This is a genomic window from Agaribacter marinus (assembly GCF_030160655.1).
GTDB lineage: Bacteria > Pseudomonadota > Gammaproteobacteria > Enterobacterales > Alteromonadaceae > Glaciecola > Glaciecola marina.
Genome location: NZ_BSOT01000011.1, coordinates 159,621 through 175,099, shown reverse-complemented (window position 1 = coordinate 175,099; position 15,479 = coordinate 159,621). Strand labels below are relative to the sequence as shown.

Below are 15,479 nucleotides of genomic sequence, written 5' to 3'. Positions count from 1 at the left end.
GACATTACTTTACCCTTGCCAACTTGAGCAATTCAGAGCTAATAGTAATGTTCAAACGATTAACTTCTACCATATTAATCTCAAATCTCAATTTATCATTCTGTCGGAAAAAGATGATGGCGCTGAATGCATGTTTGTTATTCATATCACTCAAAACTAGGGCATTCCTTAGTAAAGTCTCAGTATGTGCTTCTGCACTTTTAACATACGCTATATGGCAAATGTTAGCATCGTTAATATTACGCACGATCAATGAACGTTGATCTTTACCTACTTTTCGTTGTTTAACCAATGCTTTTATGAAATCGTTAAATTCGGGATTGTGTTCAACGCATATAGTGATGGGTGTTTCTATATGAGTAAATGCAGCTCTTGGCCATTCAATATATTTAGTAAAATTGAAAATGTAGGCTGCTTTTATCTTACTTGATTTACTCAGTGCCGTTTGTGCGTTGGCAGACCATGCGGTACAAAGCAGTGCGCTTGTGAGCAACATACCAGTAGCGATCGACAAGCGTCCCGCAATTATATGACGCGGCGATAGACTTCGAAGCGATAAACGGCAAAGCGATAGTATACGAAAAAGACAGAGTGCGTAATTCATTCAATCAAAATGCTGAATTTAACTGAATGGAGGCCTGCCACATTTCTTTGGGCTGCGGACCATTTAGATATTGGTATACCGGCTTGCTAAGCTTTGTCGTGAACGTATAGTTTTTGCTGTAGCGATAAGAAAACCCGGTACTTAGTTTTAGTTTCTTACCACCATAAAAATTTGGATTAATTATGCTAGCGGCATATGGAAAGTCTCCGGCCACCGCTAATCGCCTGTCCTCTCCGCTGATAGATGTCCAATAATACGCATCAGTACCAAGTAAGAGCCTCACGTTTTGCGTTAGTTTAAATCTATAATTTGCCGATATTCTGTAAGTATTTCCCAAACGGTAATCGCGATCGTTTTTACCTGAACGAATGATTGCAGACATCGATAGGCCAACATCATGTTTTCCAAGATACTGGTAGTTAAATTCTATTGGAAAATCAAAAGTGCCAGAGCCTAGTTGCATCGTATATGGCAGCGGTTGATTGCCCTCGCCTCTGGGAGTATCGCCAACTTCATCAATAGACCCGGTAGGCAAGCTTAAACTAAAATTTACCCACCACCGATGAAGTGCCAAATCTTTAAACTTATAATTAAGCGAAAGGACTGCATCCCCAATACCGTCAGTCTCAACCATAAAAAACTCATAATTTGCGACGCGGCTGATGTGGTCGGTACGTTGTTGAATATATGGCAGTGATAAAAAAAGCTCTATTTTGTCGGAATACTGATAACCAAAATGAAAAAGATGTGCTTGCTGCTTGATCACCGTCGGTACAAGCGGGAAATTAGTACTTGTACGCTCCTCGCTAGGGCCGGACCAAAACACCTGGTCTAACGAAAGGTCAGAATCACCCGCGAGGTAACCGTCAAACTGAGCAGCCATATATTTGTAATTAAAGTGCCAGTGAGACTCAAGAAAATCGTCGTTAGTCTCATTTTCTATCTTCAGTTCAAATAGCTCTTCTAAGCTCATTTCTGCAAACTCGGTTGGCGTGCTTTGCGCAAAAGCAAGCGGCACACTAAAAGCCAGTAAGACCAATATAAGAATAATTGAAGAAACACGCGTAAAGATAAGAGTTACTTGCATGATGCGGCCGTTAGTTTACTTATTAACATTAAAAAATAAAAAATCATAATATTCAATATCTTACTTTCCATGTGTTTCGCTTACCTAATCATATATTTGGCATAAAAACAACTGTTAGTGCCGGTTTACGGCAAGGCATATTGCCGCTAATATTGGCAGACGCATTATAAAACACCATATCAGTCGCTACTGTGTAAGGAGACTCTTCTGGAAATTGGTATTCTCATTCTGCTTTTTTGTGTTAGCGGATATACGATGCTCGCAAAACGCTTGTCATCAAGCATAGTTACGGCGCCTATGGTTTTTATTGCGGTAGGTGTAACCCTACATTATTTAGGTCTACTTAAAGTAGATGATTCAGAAGAAATCCTTCATTTAATCGCTGAAATTGCACTTATTGTTTTATTATTCCTTGATGCTTCTCAAATCAACTTAAAACACTTACTTAAGCAAAACGCTTGGCCTTTGCGTATGTTGCTCATTGGACTTCCATTATGTATTGCCATCGGCACACTGGTTGGACTATTGTTTTTCCCAGATTGGCCATGGGCGATGGTTGCGTTGGTTGCCGCAGTAATGTCACCCACTGATGCTGCCTTAGGCGAAGCTGTCATTAGTAACAAAGCGGTGCCTGAAAATGAAAGACAATGCCTAACCGTAGAAAGCGGACTAAACGACGGCTTAGCGCTACCCATCATCCTATTTTTTGCCAGTGTATTAGCAATGACGAGTTCCCCAGAAAACGATACTTTGCGCTGGTTAGCCTTTGGAGCTAGTCAGGTTGCTATCGGCGTAGCAGTAGGATTGATTATGGGGTGGAGCAGCGGTCGTTTTTTCATTCTCGCAGAAGCACGTAAAATGACCTCGAATATTTATGAAGGTATTGGTGTATTGGCGTTAACAGGCACGTCATATCTCATGGCGGCAATTTTGGGTGGCAATGGGTTTATTTCTGCGTTTATTGCCGGCTTAGCCTTTGGAAACATGGTAAAAGGTCACTGTCGATTTATTTACCAATTTACAGAGAGTGAAGGCCAAATATTAGTGTGGTCTGCGTTCACCATCATCGGCCTTGGTTTGCTACCAGAGGCAATTGAGCACATTAGTTGGCCTGTTGCTGCATACATTTTAGTAAGTTTACTGATCGTGCGTCCTTTAGCCATTTACATTTCTCTCTTAGGGACCAAAACGACCTTATATACTCGCCTGTTTTTAGGTTGGTTTGGCCCAAGAGGCTTAGCAACCGCATTGTTTGCACTTATCGTCGCCAAAGATATACTGAATGACTATGGCCATTCACTGCTTGTAGTAGCCATCAACGCTGTATGGATAAGCACATTGTTACACGGTATTACTGCAGCGCCAGCGGCTAACTGGTACGGCCGTTATAAGCGCAGATTAAAAGCAGACACTGAATAAGAGGCTGAAGTATTTCTTATCCAGAGTTGAGGTTACTTGGTTTTACGGAAATGTTGACTAATCGCTTCAAGGAAGTGCTTAGTCATGTCACTTGGTATTGACGCTGCTCGCGGATATTTAGGTTTTTCGACATCCATATCAAACACTGATTCACTCAAACCAAATGTGCTACGCATGAAGTCGTCGATACCCTTGTTACCCTGTTTTTCGTAACAACCAATTAAGCATGTTGCGATGTATGAAAAACTCACTTTATACGTCTCTGTTGCTAAATTACTTTCGAGTGTTTCGCAAATATAGATGGGAGTATTGCGTATTATTTCACGAACGTTTGTTACGTCGTTTAAAAACAAATGACTATCGTCAATATCAATGTCATTGATATCAACGCGGCTAAATCGATAGTCCTGTTCTCGCTTTTCTAATGCAGGGTCGATTTTTGTCGGCACTAATTGCGCGTTTAGCCAAGCACCACGTTTAGGTATCGCACCAACATACGTTTGGTTTTCGTGAAATGCTCGCGTTACCCAACCACGAGACCAATTATGCACCTTTACACCCACCGTAGGCGCATGAATGCCACTGAACCGCTGTCGACTGTCTTGGCTAAGCAATGAACCATAACCGGCAATAAGTACTTTCCCGGAAAGCGTGTCTTTGTTTACAGTCAACTAGCCGTCCTCACATAAACGCTCAAAAGCTTTCATTTTTAACCCAATTGAAATGGCATCACAGACGCTATGTCGTGTTTGCGTTCCACTAACATGAATAAACGATCGACACCCAAGGCAACACCTGAACATGCAGGTAAACCTGAACGCATAGCAGCAATAAATTCATTATCAATGGGCTTCGGTACTTTTCCGATCCTTTTTCGCAACGCATTGTCTTCGTTGAAACGTTGAACTAATTGCTCAGTATTGATCAATTCTTCATAGCCATTGGCTAGCTCAACTCCCTGAAAATACAACTCAAACCTTAATGCGCTACGTTCATCGTCTGCCAACTTGGCAAGCGCAGCTTGGGATGCGGGAAAATGACTAACTATTATCGGCTTTTCAAGGCCAATATCAGGTTCAATACATGTACTAAACAAGAGTTGCAGTAGCGCATCAATGCCGCCTTGATGCTCACCATAATCGCGTAAACACCTGTCTGCATATTCGCCAAAACCCTTCGTTTTTGAAAGCGCTAACAATGATCCTGTGGTTGCTTCATGCGGGTTTATCCCAAGTTGTTGTTCAAATAACTGCTGGTATGTTGCGGTCTCAGTATCTAAACCAATAAGCGCTTGCACAAGTGCAGACACCTCGTTAATTAAATCGTCCATCGTGAAGTTAACACGATACCACTCAAGCATCGTAAACTCTGGACTATGGATACGTCCAAGCTCGTCATGTCGAAAACACTTACCTAATTGATAAATATCGCCGCTACCGGCCGCAAGTAAGCGTTTCATATAATATTCTGGTGAGGTTTGTAAATACAACGGTGATAGGCAAGCATTTGCTACATTTTCGTCATCGATATCGGCGCCATTTGCTATCACCATTGCTTCAAGGTGAACATCGGTAATCGTATTTGCCGACAAGCACGGGGTGTCTACTTCAAGCACACCGCAGTCGGCAAAAAATTTACGTATAGAAGTAAAAAACGCTGCGCGTTTGCGCAGCGTTTCTATGCTTGCTGAAGGTCGCCAATCAGTCATTATTTTTGTGCGCGAGACGCATATTCTCCGCTGCGAGTATCCACTTTAATGACTTCGCCGGTCTGCACAAACAAAGGGACTCTAACAACAGCGCCCGTTGCCAATGTTGCTGGTTTACCGCCGGTACCGGCTGTGTCACCTTTTAACCCTGGGTCGGTTTCAGTAATTTCGATTTCTACAAAATTTGGTGGCGTTACGGCAATTGGATTACCATTCCAAAGAGTGATGGTACAAACGTCATTTTCTACCAGCCATTTCACATTTTCACCCACCGCTTTTTCGTCAGCCGCAATTTGTTCAAATGTTTCATTGTTCATAAAATGCCAAAACTCACCATCGTTGTACAGATACGCCAAATCAGTATCCATTACATCTGCACCTTCAACACTGTCGCCAGATTTGAAAGTTTTTTCGAGTACTTTGCCCGAAATCAGCTTACGAATTTTTACGCGATTGAAGGCTTGGCCTTTGCCCGGTTTTACATATTCATTTTCCAAAATTGAACAAGGTTCGCCATCAAGCATGATCTTAAGACCGCCTTTAAATTCGTTGGTACTGAAATTTGCCATGTATTCCTCTAATTAATGCAGATAAACTATATACATGCAGATAATACAAAAAAAATTGCTTGAAGTAGAGAGCGACTGGCAAAAAGAATTGGCTGAGTCTTTCACGACACCCGAGTCACTCCTTTCTTATCTAGGCTTTTCGCCTGAAGAATACCAAGCGCACTTTAAGGCCAGAAAGCTATTCCCTATGCGCGTACCCCGTTTTTTTGCGAATTTAATGCGTGCAAAACATTGGGATGATCCCCTATTGCAGCAGGTAATTCCGCGGGCAGAGGAGTTTCTAAATGTCAGAGGCTTCAGTGAGGATCCACTAAAAGAACGAAGTAACGATACTGCTGGAATGTTACATAAATACAAAAATCGCGTCTTGCTTATCGTTAAAGGCGGCTGTGCAATAAACTGTAGATATTGTTTTAGGCGCCATTTCCCCTATCAAGAAAACTCGGTAAATAAAGCACAATGGCAAAACGTTTTTGACAAAATTGCCGCAGATACCAACATTGATGAAGTCATATTTTCGGGCGGCGATCCGTTGATGGCAAAAGACAAACAACTTGCATGGATGGCCGAAACCCTTGAAAAAATCCCCCACATTAAACGCTTGCGTATTCATACTCGCCTACCTGTAGTTATACCATCACGGGTGACAAATGAATTTTTGTCTTGGATGTCCAATACTCGTTTACAAAAAGTCGTTGTGTTCCATATAAATCATGCCAACGAAGTGAGTCCGGCATTAGCCGAGGCTTGTAAAAAGTTAAAATTGCAAGGCGTCACGTTATTGAATCAGGGGGTGTTTTTAAAGGCAATCAACGACTCACCCACTGCCATTGTAAATTTGAACAATGCGCTATTTGAAGCTGGCATCATGCCCTATTACATGTATTTACTAGACAAAGTAAAAGGCGCGGCGCATTTTGATATTCCAGACACATCGGCTATCAACATCATGCGAGAGGTAATAAGCCAACAATCAGGCTATATGGTGCCCAAGTTAATGCGCGAAATTAGTGGAAGAGCAAGTAAAACACCGATTGATTTGAACCTAGGATCACAATAAAGCGAGCTATATTGCGATCCTAGACACCATGTTTTCACGCTACAATAACTTTACAACGTGACGCAAATTTAACGCCTGCCCTTGCCTCTCGCAAAAGCAAACGTCAAAAACCCGCATTAGGCATAGGTGTTTATGTTAAATCCGGAACTGCCAGTAGGCGGCGGTGGCGCAGCAGACTCTAGGAGTTGCTGAACGGCTTGACCTTCCTGCTTTTGTTGGCTGTTCGCTAAATTAATGGATTTAACTTCCATAGCATAAGCAAGGTTTGGATTACCTTGAATATCCATAGTTTTTCCTTAATTGCTTGTAGCAATAAGTAAAAGTCGGCAAAATTGCCAACCATTAAAAGATATCGACCGATTTATTACACTCATGAACAAGCTCTTAGAAGCACTACACACAAACTTAGAACAAACCTATCGAAAAGCGGTAGATGCAGACAACTCGCTCAATGCTTTGCAACAAGATGGAAAAGGTAAGTTCAGCACCATTTTTGGTGATGACTCACCTTTTACGACACGCAGTAAACGCTTTATTGGTTATGTACAAGAGCTTGCTGAAGATATTCAGGCACTAAAAGCACTTGATGAAGATGCACTTAAAGCGCAACTTCCAACCGTAGTAAAAAAACTAGAGTTACTTTTGGCGACATTAAGCCAATTCAAACAAACGGTGTAAATTAATACTGCTCGAATCCATTATTTAACAATAATGTAGTAATGCCTTGGTCGCGATTTATTTAGTTGCAATTGCAATAAGCTCTTTTATACTGCGGTGGTATAGCATGCCACTCGCGTAAGCCATGGCATTTAAAGACGCCGTCTGATTTTTTTCGCCAATGTCATTAAGCGATACAAATGCATTTGGACCAAATGGTACCGACGTATCGATAACATATGTTAATCCATGGGCGTTCGTGAAATAAATGTATTGATTGACGACGATTGGTGTACCCAAAAATGCTTTTTGCGTGCCATCACCCAGCGCTCTGTTTTCTGTATTATGTCGCTGTCCTGACGTGTTTAACATGTCGGTGGTTTGTTGCGTTTTCCAAATGTTTTTGTCCGCAGTGTCACCCGTTCTGTGTACCTCAGTCGGTATCTCTAAATGAATGTTCTTACCACTTTTTAAATCATGAAAAGCGATAAATGGTTGGTAACGCACCATATAGTAAAGTTTGTCGTTCACAACCACCTGTGTATAGGGCTGTCGATCCATTTTTTTTAGTTCAACATCTTTTGCTAATTCGTAGCGCGTGGTATCTAGATTGAACGACCACACATCTGCTGTATTGAGACTATGAACCGCCTCGCTCATACCAGTATTGGGATTGATTTGATACATATCGAAACCTTGTCCGGCGCTTCCCGACGTCCATACCACCCGTTTTTCATCGATAGTTTGGATATCTGTGCCCCCCCACTGTTTTTTGCCATCTTCTGGGGGTTGCCATTGCCAGATAGACTTACCTGCATCTTCACCGTCTAAACCGATGAGGCTCACACCATTCGGTCTCTCAGGGACTGAGTGCGGCCCACCTCTTCCAATTGCTAACACACTTTTTCCACTCGCAACTTTGCCAATCATTGGCGTGTTGTAATGCGTTAAGGCGTCTTCACTTACCCATGCAGTGTCACCTGTATACTTATTGATTGCATGAAGATAATTCCACTCATGGTTTCTACGCTGATCCCCCGCCAACGGCGGGGCAACATTAAATATCCAATCTTTGTATGCAATCGTATCGTACTGTTTATTAAACGGTCGCTTAGCAGAAGGAGTCCAAGTCTTACGCCACTTTTCATTACCGTCCATATTAAAAGCCGCAATCCCGCCACTGGCATTGACTACCCAAACATAGTTACCATCAGTAACGGGGCTTGGGGACGTTGCATCACTAAAAGTATAATTGTACATAGCGGGCGTCACGCCAGCGACCTTACGCTGCCACAACAACTCGCCCGAATAGCGGTTCACGCAATATAGCAGTACATCCTTTCCGCGAAGTGATGTGTTTAGTTTTTTGTATGTAGATTCCTGACGCCGGTAATATTCTTGCAGTCTAGGCTCTTGAGAAAATAAAAACGTTCTCGCGTTTTTTTCACGCGTAGTAACGGCTTGATAAACAGGATGTTTCAATTTTTCCCAACGATTAAGTTGGCGAAGCTTCTGTGTAGATCTTTCTAAAGAAAATTGTTCTCGCGCGTCTTTTGCGGTCTCAATTTCATCTAACAAATGCTGAAAATGCTCAACATGCTCATTATTCAGTCTTGCTATCGTTTGCTGACGAGAGCGTTGATATTCAGCCTTTGCTTGCTCATATTGTTTTTCTAACAACGCGCGAGGCTCTGTGTCGGCAGGCATGTTAATCGTAAGAAACAATTTGTCGCCCCAAATACTGATGCCACTTTGCCCACCTGCGGGCAGGGACAAACGCCACTGAATGTTTTCGTCTTTACGCACAGACCATCGTGTCGGTACGTCTTCTTTCGTTTTTAATTGGTTGTTGCCGTTTGGCCCGCCAAAACTAGGCCAATGTTGTTGTGTTGACGATGTTAAAAGACCGCATGAAGAAACGAAAAATACGGTGAACAGGCAAATTATTTTTATAGAGAAAACAGTAGAGGGCATATTTAGCTTAGCAGAAGTAAATTATGAATACTTAGTATTGTCACAACGTTACCAAACGTTTCCAGAATATAACTTAACGCTCGCTTATACTCTCTAGCGCACTTTGTTTTGAACTGATATAAACGGCAATAACCGCAAATAAAACGAAGGGGATCATGATTAAGTTAAGTACTTGCCAACTAAATAAACTCAGCAGTAGTCCAGCGAACACACTGGCGAGCGCAGCACCGCTAAAAACAAAAAAGTCATTGATACCTTGCACTTTTGCTTTTTCGGCAGGACGGTAAGTAGACGTCAGCATGTTGGTAGCGGCAATAAAGGTAAAATTCCAACCAACCCCCAATAGCACTAGCGCAGAAAAGAAATGCCAATAACTTTGACCAAATTGATTTAACAGAATGCAGCTCAAGAGTAATAAATAGCCAAATTGCATCACACTCGTATTGCCATATTTTGCAATCAACCTTCCGGTGACAAATGACGGCGCAAACATACCCAATACGTGCCACTGAATTACGGTTGCTGTACTAGAAAAGTCAAAACCACAACTCCCCATCGCCAGTGGCGTTGCCGTCATGACTAAGACCATCACGCCGTTGCCAGTCACGCCCGCGACAATGGCAGAAAAAAGTGTCGGCTGTTTTAGCAAGCTTGAATAACTGCGACCACCCTTACCGACTTCATCAAAACTTGCTTTTTTGAGTGGTAGCAAGGCAATAAGTATGGTCGTTAACACGTATAGACCAATCAGCGCAGCAAACGCTCCTAAATATTGTACGTCGGTAATAAAAAATTCAGACCAAATAGCGAGGTTTGGCCCCAGTACAGCGGCGACTATGCCACCAGCCATAATCAAACTAATCGCTTGAGAGCTTTTATCAGCAGAACAATTTTCGACGGCGGCAAAGCGATATTGTTGTGCAATACCAATGGCAAAACCTAGCAACAGCGTGCTAATACAGAATAGTACGAAATGTTCATTTTTTAGCGCCAGATAGGCAATTAGGGCACCAAATACACCTATTAGATTGCCGAAAAGGAAAACGCCTTTTCTTCCCCATCGTTTGACAAGTAATGCCGCTGGCAGGGTGATCAACATCAAGCCAATAAATTGCAAGGCAACTGGTAGAGTAGACAATTCAGGCGACGGCGCAATAATTAATCCGATAATCGCCGTGACAGAAACGAGCAAAATATTGCCTGTAATCAATAAAGCTTGGCCAAGCGCTAACCCCCATACTGTAAAACCAAGATTCATCAAATTATTTGTCTACTTTTTTAAAAATTGAAATCACGCTTTTTTAACAAATTTTGCGGTTATCATCATTTCGCCGGCACCGTCTACTTTACAGTCAAGCTCATGGTCTTTTTTATCGAGCACACGCCTAACGATTGCTTTAGTACCTATCTTTATTATCTCGGAACTTCCCTTTACCTTAACATCCTTTGCCAAGGTGATCTTATCCCCATCACAAAGGGCAGTCCCATTTGCATCCTTAACAGTAAAGTCTTCGTCGGCGAGCACTTCCTCAGGATTCCATTCGTGTGCGCATTCTGGACAAATAAGTTGACTCTGATCTTGATACACGTATTCAGAGCCACAATTAGGACAAGGAGGGAGAGACATAATTTACCATCATAAGTTTCTAATTCAGCGCTGAATAATACCGACTATTTAACATTTTGTAATGTGCATATTAAGCATAAATGATACGAATCACGGCAGCATTGACGTCAGTTAAACCTTAAATAGGGTTCTAGCTTTGTGAAACAACCTTGTTCGAAAAGAGGCATTTTTTGTAATGAACTCACTCTTCGGCGCATCACTAGCATAGCCTTCCATCATTTTCAAAACCCAGCCATATTGCTCTTTGTCGTCGCTACTTCTAAATTTCATCTTAAAATGAGAGGCCGCTATATACTTGGATGCTAGCTTTTGAATCTCTCCCACTTTAGCCACTGAAGCCATCATAGAGGGTCCCGCAATGACGTTGTTTGCATTTGATAACACTGACGTCAAATTAAAATGACCAATATAATTAGCAGCGCCAAGGAAAACACATCCAGCAAATGGTGAGTCAGAGCAAATCGTCTGAAACTCGCTGGCAGACGGCATAGAGTCATTTTCCATTTTCTTGCGACAAAAGTCTGTTGCCTTACCAAAACACAATGCTTGAAAAGCATTGAACGCGAACGAACTAACTGCCTCAAATACTTTGGTCGCAAAATCGAAAACGGACGACGCGCCAGCGGTAAAAATTTGCAGTAATACACTTGTGAGCGTTTTTGCAAAGGTATAAGTAGTTTTCAAACCAGAGCGCACGTATTCTGCATTGGCGTATCGCTCGAATGCATTTAGCGCTTCCATAGGAAATCCGCTCGCGATATGACCAGACGCTTGCTTCAAGGAATCCCATGCCGTATGGTGACTGCGCGTTTCTAACGCTCCCTTCGCACCATCAATCAGTCCTTTCGCGGCGCCATAAAATGGAATCAAATTTGCCAACAATTCTTTCGACAATACCATGTTTTTCAACCAGGTTAGTACTGCACTTATACCCATATTGAGTACCTTAGCTAAACGACCAATACGCTCATCACTCGCTATTTTACCCTCGACTTTTTTCCAAGCGGCGCCGAGCAAGCCCGAAATGCCGTCTGCTGCAATTTCATCTTGCGTGGTAGACACTCGCTCCTTTCTACTTTTCGGTGCTGAGTCGTTATTGGCAAACACTTCGCCTGCAACAAGAGAACTTGCACTGCTAACCGCGCTGAATGCAAGCGCTTCCCAATCGTATGTCAGACTCGCCAATAATAGAGTTCCACGCTTAATGCCTTCATTTTGCACGTTAATTAGCAGTGAACGTTCTTTCGCCGTTAAGTGCAATTCTGATGCGCTTGGTTTAGAGCCTAAGCCTGGTAGTTGAATACGAGATTCATTGCCAGTAAGGTTATACCCGTTTTCGCCAATCGTCGCAGTTGTCGTGGCCATAGTTACCGTCCTAAATTTACCGGTTTGTTACGCAGAGTAATTTGGCGAATACACTACATCTTAAATTGTTGATGCACCAGCTTAATTCAAAAAAAATGCTAACCGCGACATTCATCATTCGGTTAGCATTCACTTAGCACTGTCGAGTCGTTTGTACGTTTAGCTAAAATACGTCCCAATGTTCGACAATTTTGTTGGTGTTGTTGTCCACTCGCCATAAATCAACAACAGGCGCATCATCTCTGAAAGTCCACACTAAATCATCTTCGGCTAGGCTTAGAAAGACAGAAATGTTTGCGGCCGGACTGTTGCCAACAAAATTACGTAATGCATCTCTCCCATTCGGCACAAAATAGTTATGTTGAATGTAATTTTCGTCGATCGTATTGTCAATGAGGGCTACGTTATTATTGTTAAATGCCTCAATGTAAAAATCTGTCACCAAGGTTTTATTGTCTTCCTCTATCTGAACGTCATTATTCGCACGCGCGCTTCCATAGTCATATAAATCGCTGAACACCGAATTTCCGCTCGCAGTGACTGCATTTGGTGTCATTGAATATGGCCTCATTTCAATAATTTGGTCATCAAATAATTTAAATAAATCTACATGTGCGGTTCCAGTAAACTCATCCTCAGGGGCATTTGAGTAGTGCCAATGCACCGCAACGTAGTCTCCGTCGGCAACGATGTGTTTAACGCTCGCTTCATGATTAGGATTGTCCATCAACAAACCGTCATAGTAGCTAGATAAGCCCTCTATCCCTGCCATGATATCTTCACTATGCTGGGTAAAATCCTCGTCAAATAAACTATCGACTAAACCTGTTTGACCACCATTAATAATATCTTCATAAATTTGTACCACGAGAACTTTATTGTTGTCTTCACAAGCTACCGCTTCACATGGACCGGCTGGTTCTGGCTCTGGTGTTGGTGCAGGCGCTGGGGTTGGCGCTGGCATAGTAACAACGTCAGGTCTTGACGAATCATCGTTGCAGGCTGCAATGCTGCCAAGAATGAATAGTGGAATAAATAATTTATGCGTGCGCATTTAACTTCCTTTATATAGATTGGTTTAAATAAAACAGAAAATAACCTTTCCATGCAAACGGACAACTGCCATTCTTTCAGCTTGGTTTCTTTCTGTTTTTGCTTTTTCAAGCGAATAATGTGGTAAAGTAAAAACGAAGCACATATAAGACTTATCAATAAAAGATAATTTTTTTATTGATAATAAAATCAAAGAGATAAACCTTCTTGTTTAAAATAAACAATCAAAAATTTGCGTTTGCTGATTGCGTAATAGACCCCCAAACCAATTTACTCGTACGAAACTCAAACCAAAAACGCATTGAACCCAAAACAATGGCTTTGTTGATTTTATTAGTTGAACAAAAGTCGACCGTAATATCACGCCAAGAAATTTTTGACGCACTTTGGCCATCTGTTGTTGTTGGGGATGAAGTGATATCTCAACTCATTTATTCATTGCGAAATGCATTGGGTGACGATGCAAAAAACCCCAAATACATCGAGACTATTCCTAAAAAGGGCTACCGCTTTATTGGTGATGTAAAACTTGTTCAAGCAGTTAAAGATGGCAGCAATGATAAAGACGTTTCTCAGGCAACTGTTAAGTTAAACAAGTATAAAATTCCTGTCGCTTTCAGCGTGCTACTTTTCACTACAATTGCTGCCATTTTGTTGGTGAATCGTATTTGGTTGGCGAATAGCCAAACTAATCACTTTACGATTGGGAATATATTGCCCGTTACCCAATCTAACGGCGTCGAATCTGATTTTGCCATCAACAACAAAACGAATGAGATCATTTATGCGCATACAACAGAAAACACCGTCGACTTATACCGTCGCGCGTTAGATAAAAACCAAGCACTCAGAATAACGAACAATGACTGGCGAGAATATTCTCCAACTTGGCTCGACGATAAGGTAATTTTATACATTCGCGAAAAGGGGAATGAATATCAAATCGTAAAACACTCACTACCGCATGATATTCAAGTACTGTATGAATCCACTGCGCGAATTTTTAGTATAGCCGTCACAGAATATCGTCCCGATGAAGTTATTTTTATTGAGTTTGATGATTTCCAACACAATCGATTTAATGAACTCAAATCATTAAATATGAGCAACGGGAATGTCGAATTTTTACATGACCAATACCTAAATTTACCCAAAGAGGTATATCTCGCGAGCTTTTCTCAAAACGGTAAAACACTGTATTTTGTCGACCATAGCAAAAAATCGAATGTTCTTAGTGCCTTGCAGCTTAAACAAAATACTATCGAGCAAATAAACAGTCACTTCAATGCAATTGAACATGTTTCTCAACTCGACGACAGTGCATTACTCATCGCGGGAACCTACGGCGCGACAAAAGGTATTTGGCAAACTGACTTACTAGGTACTCCGCCGATTTTATTGTTGCCAATGTCTGCAGGATACAAAGTTACTCAAGCGCAGTTATACAATGACAATATCTACTACAACACTTACAAAGCCCCCATTAATTTATCCGTGGCACACACAACCCATGAAGTAGTAAATGACTTACCTAAGTTAAATAGTGAAGCTAACGAAATATCCGCGGTATTTTCATCAGACGGCAATATTATGTACTTTGCATCAGACCGCACCGGATATTATGAATTGTGGCAATATGACTTCTCGACAGAACAAATTGCGCAAATTACTCAAATAGAAGCGTCTATGATTCATCGCCCAATTATCTCTTCAGATGAGTCAAAATTAGCAATGGTTTACGAAAAAAACACTCTGACGTTAGGCGTGTTTTCCATACAAAATGGTAAGCTATTGGGTAAAAAATCTATCCCCAGAATGAAGTATCCCTTATCTTGGAGCAAAGATGATAAAAACCTCTACGTAAGTGAGCATGTGCGAGACGTAAATATTTATCACTATGATGTCAGCACGTTGTTGCCCACGTTGATACAGAAAAAAGCGGGGTTATTTGCTACAGAAAGCGACGACGGCCAATTTCTAACGCTAGTGGATTACAAACATCACGGCGTAGTACAAAAGAACCTGAATACCGGTGAAGAAATCAAATTAAATAATAATATCGATAATTTGGATTATTTAGTGCCGGGTCAACTATCCGTTATAGGCGACACTATTTTTGCTTTAAAATACGAGGGTGAGCAAAGATATTTATATCAATATCCACTATCACTTGACGAAAATGCGTTTAGTAAAAACGCAGTTATGGCATTGCCAGCTTCATCTTTCATATTAGACATTAGTTCAACTGATGAGTCAGCAAGTATAGCAAGTGGCCAAAAAATCATTTTCAAAAGGCAGGCTCCCTCTCAGGGAAATATCATGCTAGTAACATTGCAAAAAAATTGACTGAACACCT

15 protein-coding genes are annotated in these 15,479 nt (G+C 41.6%); 4 read left to right on the top strand and 11 right to left on the bottom strand.

From position 1 onward, the window contains the following. Window positions 1–4: 4 nt before the first annotated feature. Both QQK00_RS17915 and QQK00_RS17910 read right to left on the bottom strand, forming a co-directional pair. The gene (locus tag QQK00_RS17915; protein WP_284219055.1) at window positions 5–514 is read right to left on the bottom strand and encodes a YfiR family protein; all 510 of its coding nucleotides are present in this window, start codon (window positions 512–514) and stop codon (window positions 5–7) included. A gap of 94 nt (window positions 515–608) precedes the next feature. Continuing rightward, entirely contained in the window at window positions 609–1,691 is a 1,083-nt protein-coding gene (locus QQK00_RS17910) for a transporter (RefSeq protein ID WP_284219054.1), read from the bottom strand. 189 nt (window positions 1,692–1,880) lie between these two features. On the opposite strand from QQK00_RS17910, the gene QQK00_RS17905 reads away from it, so the two are divergent. After that, window positions 1,881–3,110: a cation:proton antiporter gene (locus QQK00_RS17905; protein WP_348521163.1), complete on the top strand. Its 1,230-nt coding sequence runs from the start codon at window positions 1,881–1,883 to the stop codon at window positions 3,108–3,110. A 32-nt stretch (window positions 3,111–3,142) separates the two neighbouring features. Here QQK00_RS17905 and QQK00_RS17900 read toward each other — a convergent pair whose 3' ends face one another. From QQK00_RS17900 to efp, 3 genes are read right to left on the bottom strand one after another with little or no spacing between them, the layout of a single operon-like run. Beyond that, window positions 3,143–3,781: a gamma-glutamylcyclotransferase gene (locus QQK00_RS17900; protein ID WP_284219053.1), complete on the bottom strand. Its 639-nt coding sequence runs from the start codon at window positions 3,779–3,781 to the stop codon at window positions 3,143–3,145. A gap of 38 nt (window positions 3,782–3,819) precedes the next feature. Beyond that, window positions 3,820–4,818, bottom strand: a complete 999-nt coding sequence (epmA, locus tag QQK00_RS17895; protein WP_284219052.1) for an elongation factor P--(R)-beta-lysine ligase — start codon at window positions 4,816–4,818, stop codon at window positions 3,820–3,822. Beyond that, the gene (gene efp / locus QQK00_RS17890) at window positions 4,818–5,387 is read right to left on the bottom strand and encodes an elongation factor P (protein ID WP_284219051.1); all 570 of its coding nucleotides are present in this window, start codon (window positions 5,385–5,387) and stop codon (window positions 4,818–4,820) included. The genes epmA and efp overlap by 1 nt, the downstream gene beginning before the upstream one ends. Window positions 5,388–5,421: 34 nt before the next feature. Here efp and epmB point away from each other — a divergent pair, with 34 nt between their 5' ends. Continuing rightward, window positions 5,422–6,447, top strand: coding sequence for an EF-P beta-lysylation protein EpmB (epmB, locus tag QQK00_RS17885; protein WP_284219050.1), 1,026 nt, complete (start codon window positions 5,422–5,424; stop codon window positions 6,445–6,447). Between the two features lie 116 nt (window positions 6,448–6,563). Here epmB and QQK00_RS17880 read toward each other — a convergent pair whose 3' ends face one another. Continuing rightward, window positions 6,564–6,734: a hypothetical protein gene (locus QQK00_RS17880; RefSeq protein WP_284219049.1), complete on the bottom strand. Its 171-nt coding sequence runs from the start codon at window positions 6,732–6,734 to the stop codon at window positions 6,564–6,566. 85 nt (window positions 6,735–6,819) lie between these two features. Between QQK00_RS17880 and QQK00_RS17875 the strand changes: the two genes are divergently transcribed. Then, entirely contained in the window at window positions 6,820–7,125 is a 306-nt protein-coding gene (locus QQK00_RS17875; protein WP_284219048.1) for a hypothetical protein, read from the top strand. A 57-nt stretch (window positions 7,126–7,182) separates the two neighbouring features. Here the strand turns inward: QQK00_RS17875 and QQK00_RS17870 are convergent, their stop codons facing one another. The 5 genes from QQK00_RS17870 to QQK00_RS17850 form a co-directional block, all read right to left on the bottom strand. Continuing rightward, window positions 7,183–9,078: an outer membrane protein assembly factor BamB family protein gene (locus QQK00_RS17870; RefSeq protein ID WP_284219047.1), complete on the bottom strand. Its 1,896-nt coding sequence runs from the start codon at window positions 9,076–9,078 to the stop codon at window positions 7,183–7,185. Window positions 9,079–9,151: 73 nt separating this feature from the next. Then, window positions 9,152–10,336, bottom strand: coding sequence for an MFS transporter (locus QQK00_RS17865; RefSeq protein ID WP_284219046.1), 1,185 nt, complete (start codon window positions 10,334–10,336; stop codon window positions 9,152–9,154). 33 nt (window positions 10,337–10,369) lie between these two features. Further along, complete coding sequence (locus tag QQK00_RS17860; RefSeq protein WP_284219045.1) at window positions 10,370–10,705, bottom strand: zinc ribbon domain-containing protein YjdM; 336 nt, start codon at window positions 10,703–10,705, stop codon at window positions 10,370–10,372. Between the two features lie 111 nt (window positions 10,706–10,816). After that, complete coding sequence (locus QQK00_RS17855; protein WP_284219044.1) at window positions 10,817–12,070, bottom strand: hypothetical protein; 1,254 nt, start codon at window positions 12,068–12,070, stop codon at window positions 10,817–10,819. A gap of 163 nt (window positions 12,071–12,233) precedes the next feature. Further along, window positions 12,234–13,124 (bottom strand): nuclear transport factor 2 family protein, encoded by an 891-nt coding sequence (locus QQK00_RS17850; protein WP_284219043.1) that lies wholly within the window; start codon window positions 13,122–13,124, stop codon window positions 12,234–12,236. Window positions 13,125–13,330: 206 nt separating this feature from the next. Between QQK00_RS17850 and QQK00_RS17845 the strand changes: the two genes are divergently transcribed. After that, complete coding sequence (locus QQK00_RS17845; protein ID WP_284219042.1) at window positions 13,331–15,469, top strand: winged helix-turn-helix domain-containing protein; 2,139 nt, start codon at window positions 13,331–13,333, stop codon at window positions 15,467–15,469. The last annotated feature ends 10 nt before the right edge of the window (window positions 15,470–15,479 follow it).

Excerpts from the sequence above, each read along its gene's own strand:
- QQK00_RS17880 (WP_284219049.1), bottom strand. The coding sequence starts at position 6,734 with ATGGATATTCAAGGTAATCCAAACCTTGCTTATGCTATGGAAGTTAAA.
- QQK00_RS17875 (WP_284219048.1), top strand. The coding sequence starts at position 6,820 with ATGAACAAGCTCTTAGAAGCACTACACACAAACTTAGAACAAACCTAT.
- epmA (WP_284219052.1), bottom strand. The coding sequence starts at position 4,818 with ATGACTGATTGGCGACCTTCAGCAAGCATAGAAACGCTGCGCAAACGC.
- epmB (WP_284219050.1), top strand. The coding sequence starts at position 5,422 with ATGCAGATAATACAAAAAAAATTGCTTGAAGTAGAGAGCGACTGGCAA.
- QQK00_RS17865 (WP_284219046.1), bottom strand. The coding sequence starts at position 10,336 with ATGAATCTTGGTTTTACAGTATGGGGGTTAGCGCTTGGCCAAGCTTTA.
- QQK00_RS17910 (WP_284219054.1), bottom strand. The coding sequence starts at position 1,691 with ATGCAAGTAACTCTTATCTTTACGCGTGTTTCTTCAATTATTCTTATA.
- QQK00_RS17860 (WP_284219045.1), bottom strand. The coding sequence starts at position 10,705 with ATGTCTCTCCCTCCTTGTCCTAATTGTGGCTCTGAATACGTGTATCAA.
- QQK00_RS17870 (WP_284219047.1), bottom strand. The coding sequence starts at position 9,078 with ATGCCCTCTACTGTTTTCTCTATAAAAATAATTTGCCTGTTCACCGTA.
- QQK00_RS17850 (WP_284219043.1), bottom strand. The coding sequence starts at position 13,124 with ATGCGCACGCATAAATTATTTATTCCACTATTCATTCTTGGCAGCATT.
- QQK00_RS17855 (WP_284219044.1), bottom strand. The coding sequence starts at position 12,070 with ATGGCCACGACAACTGCGACGATTGGCGAAAACGGGTATAACCTTACT.
- efp (WP_284219051.1), bottom strand. The coding sequence starts at position 5,387 with ATGGCAAATTTCAGTACCAACGAATTTAAAGGCGGTCTTAAGATCATG.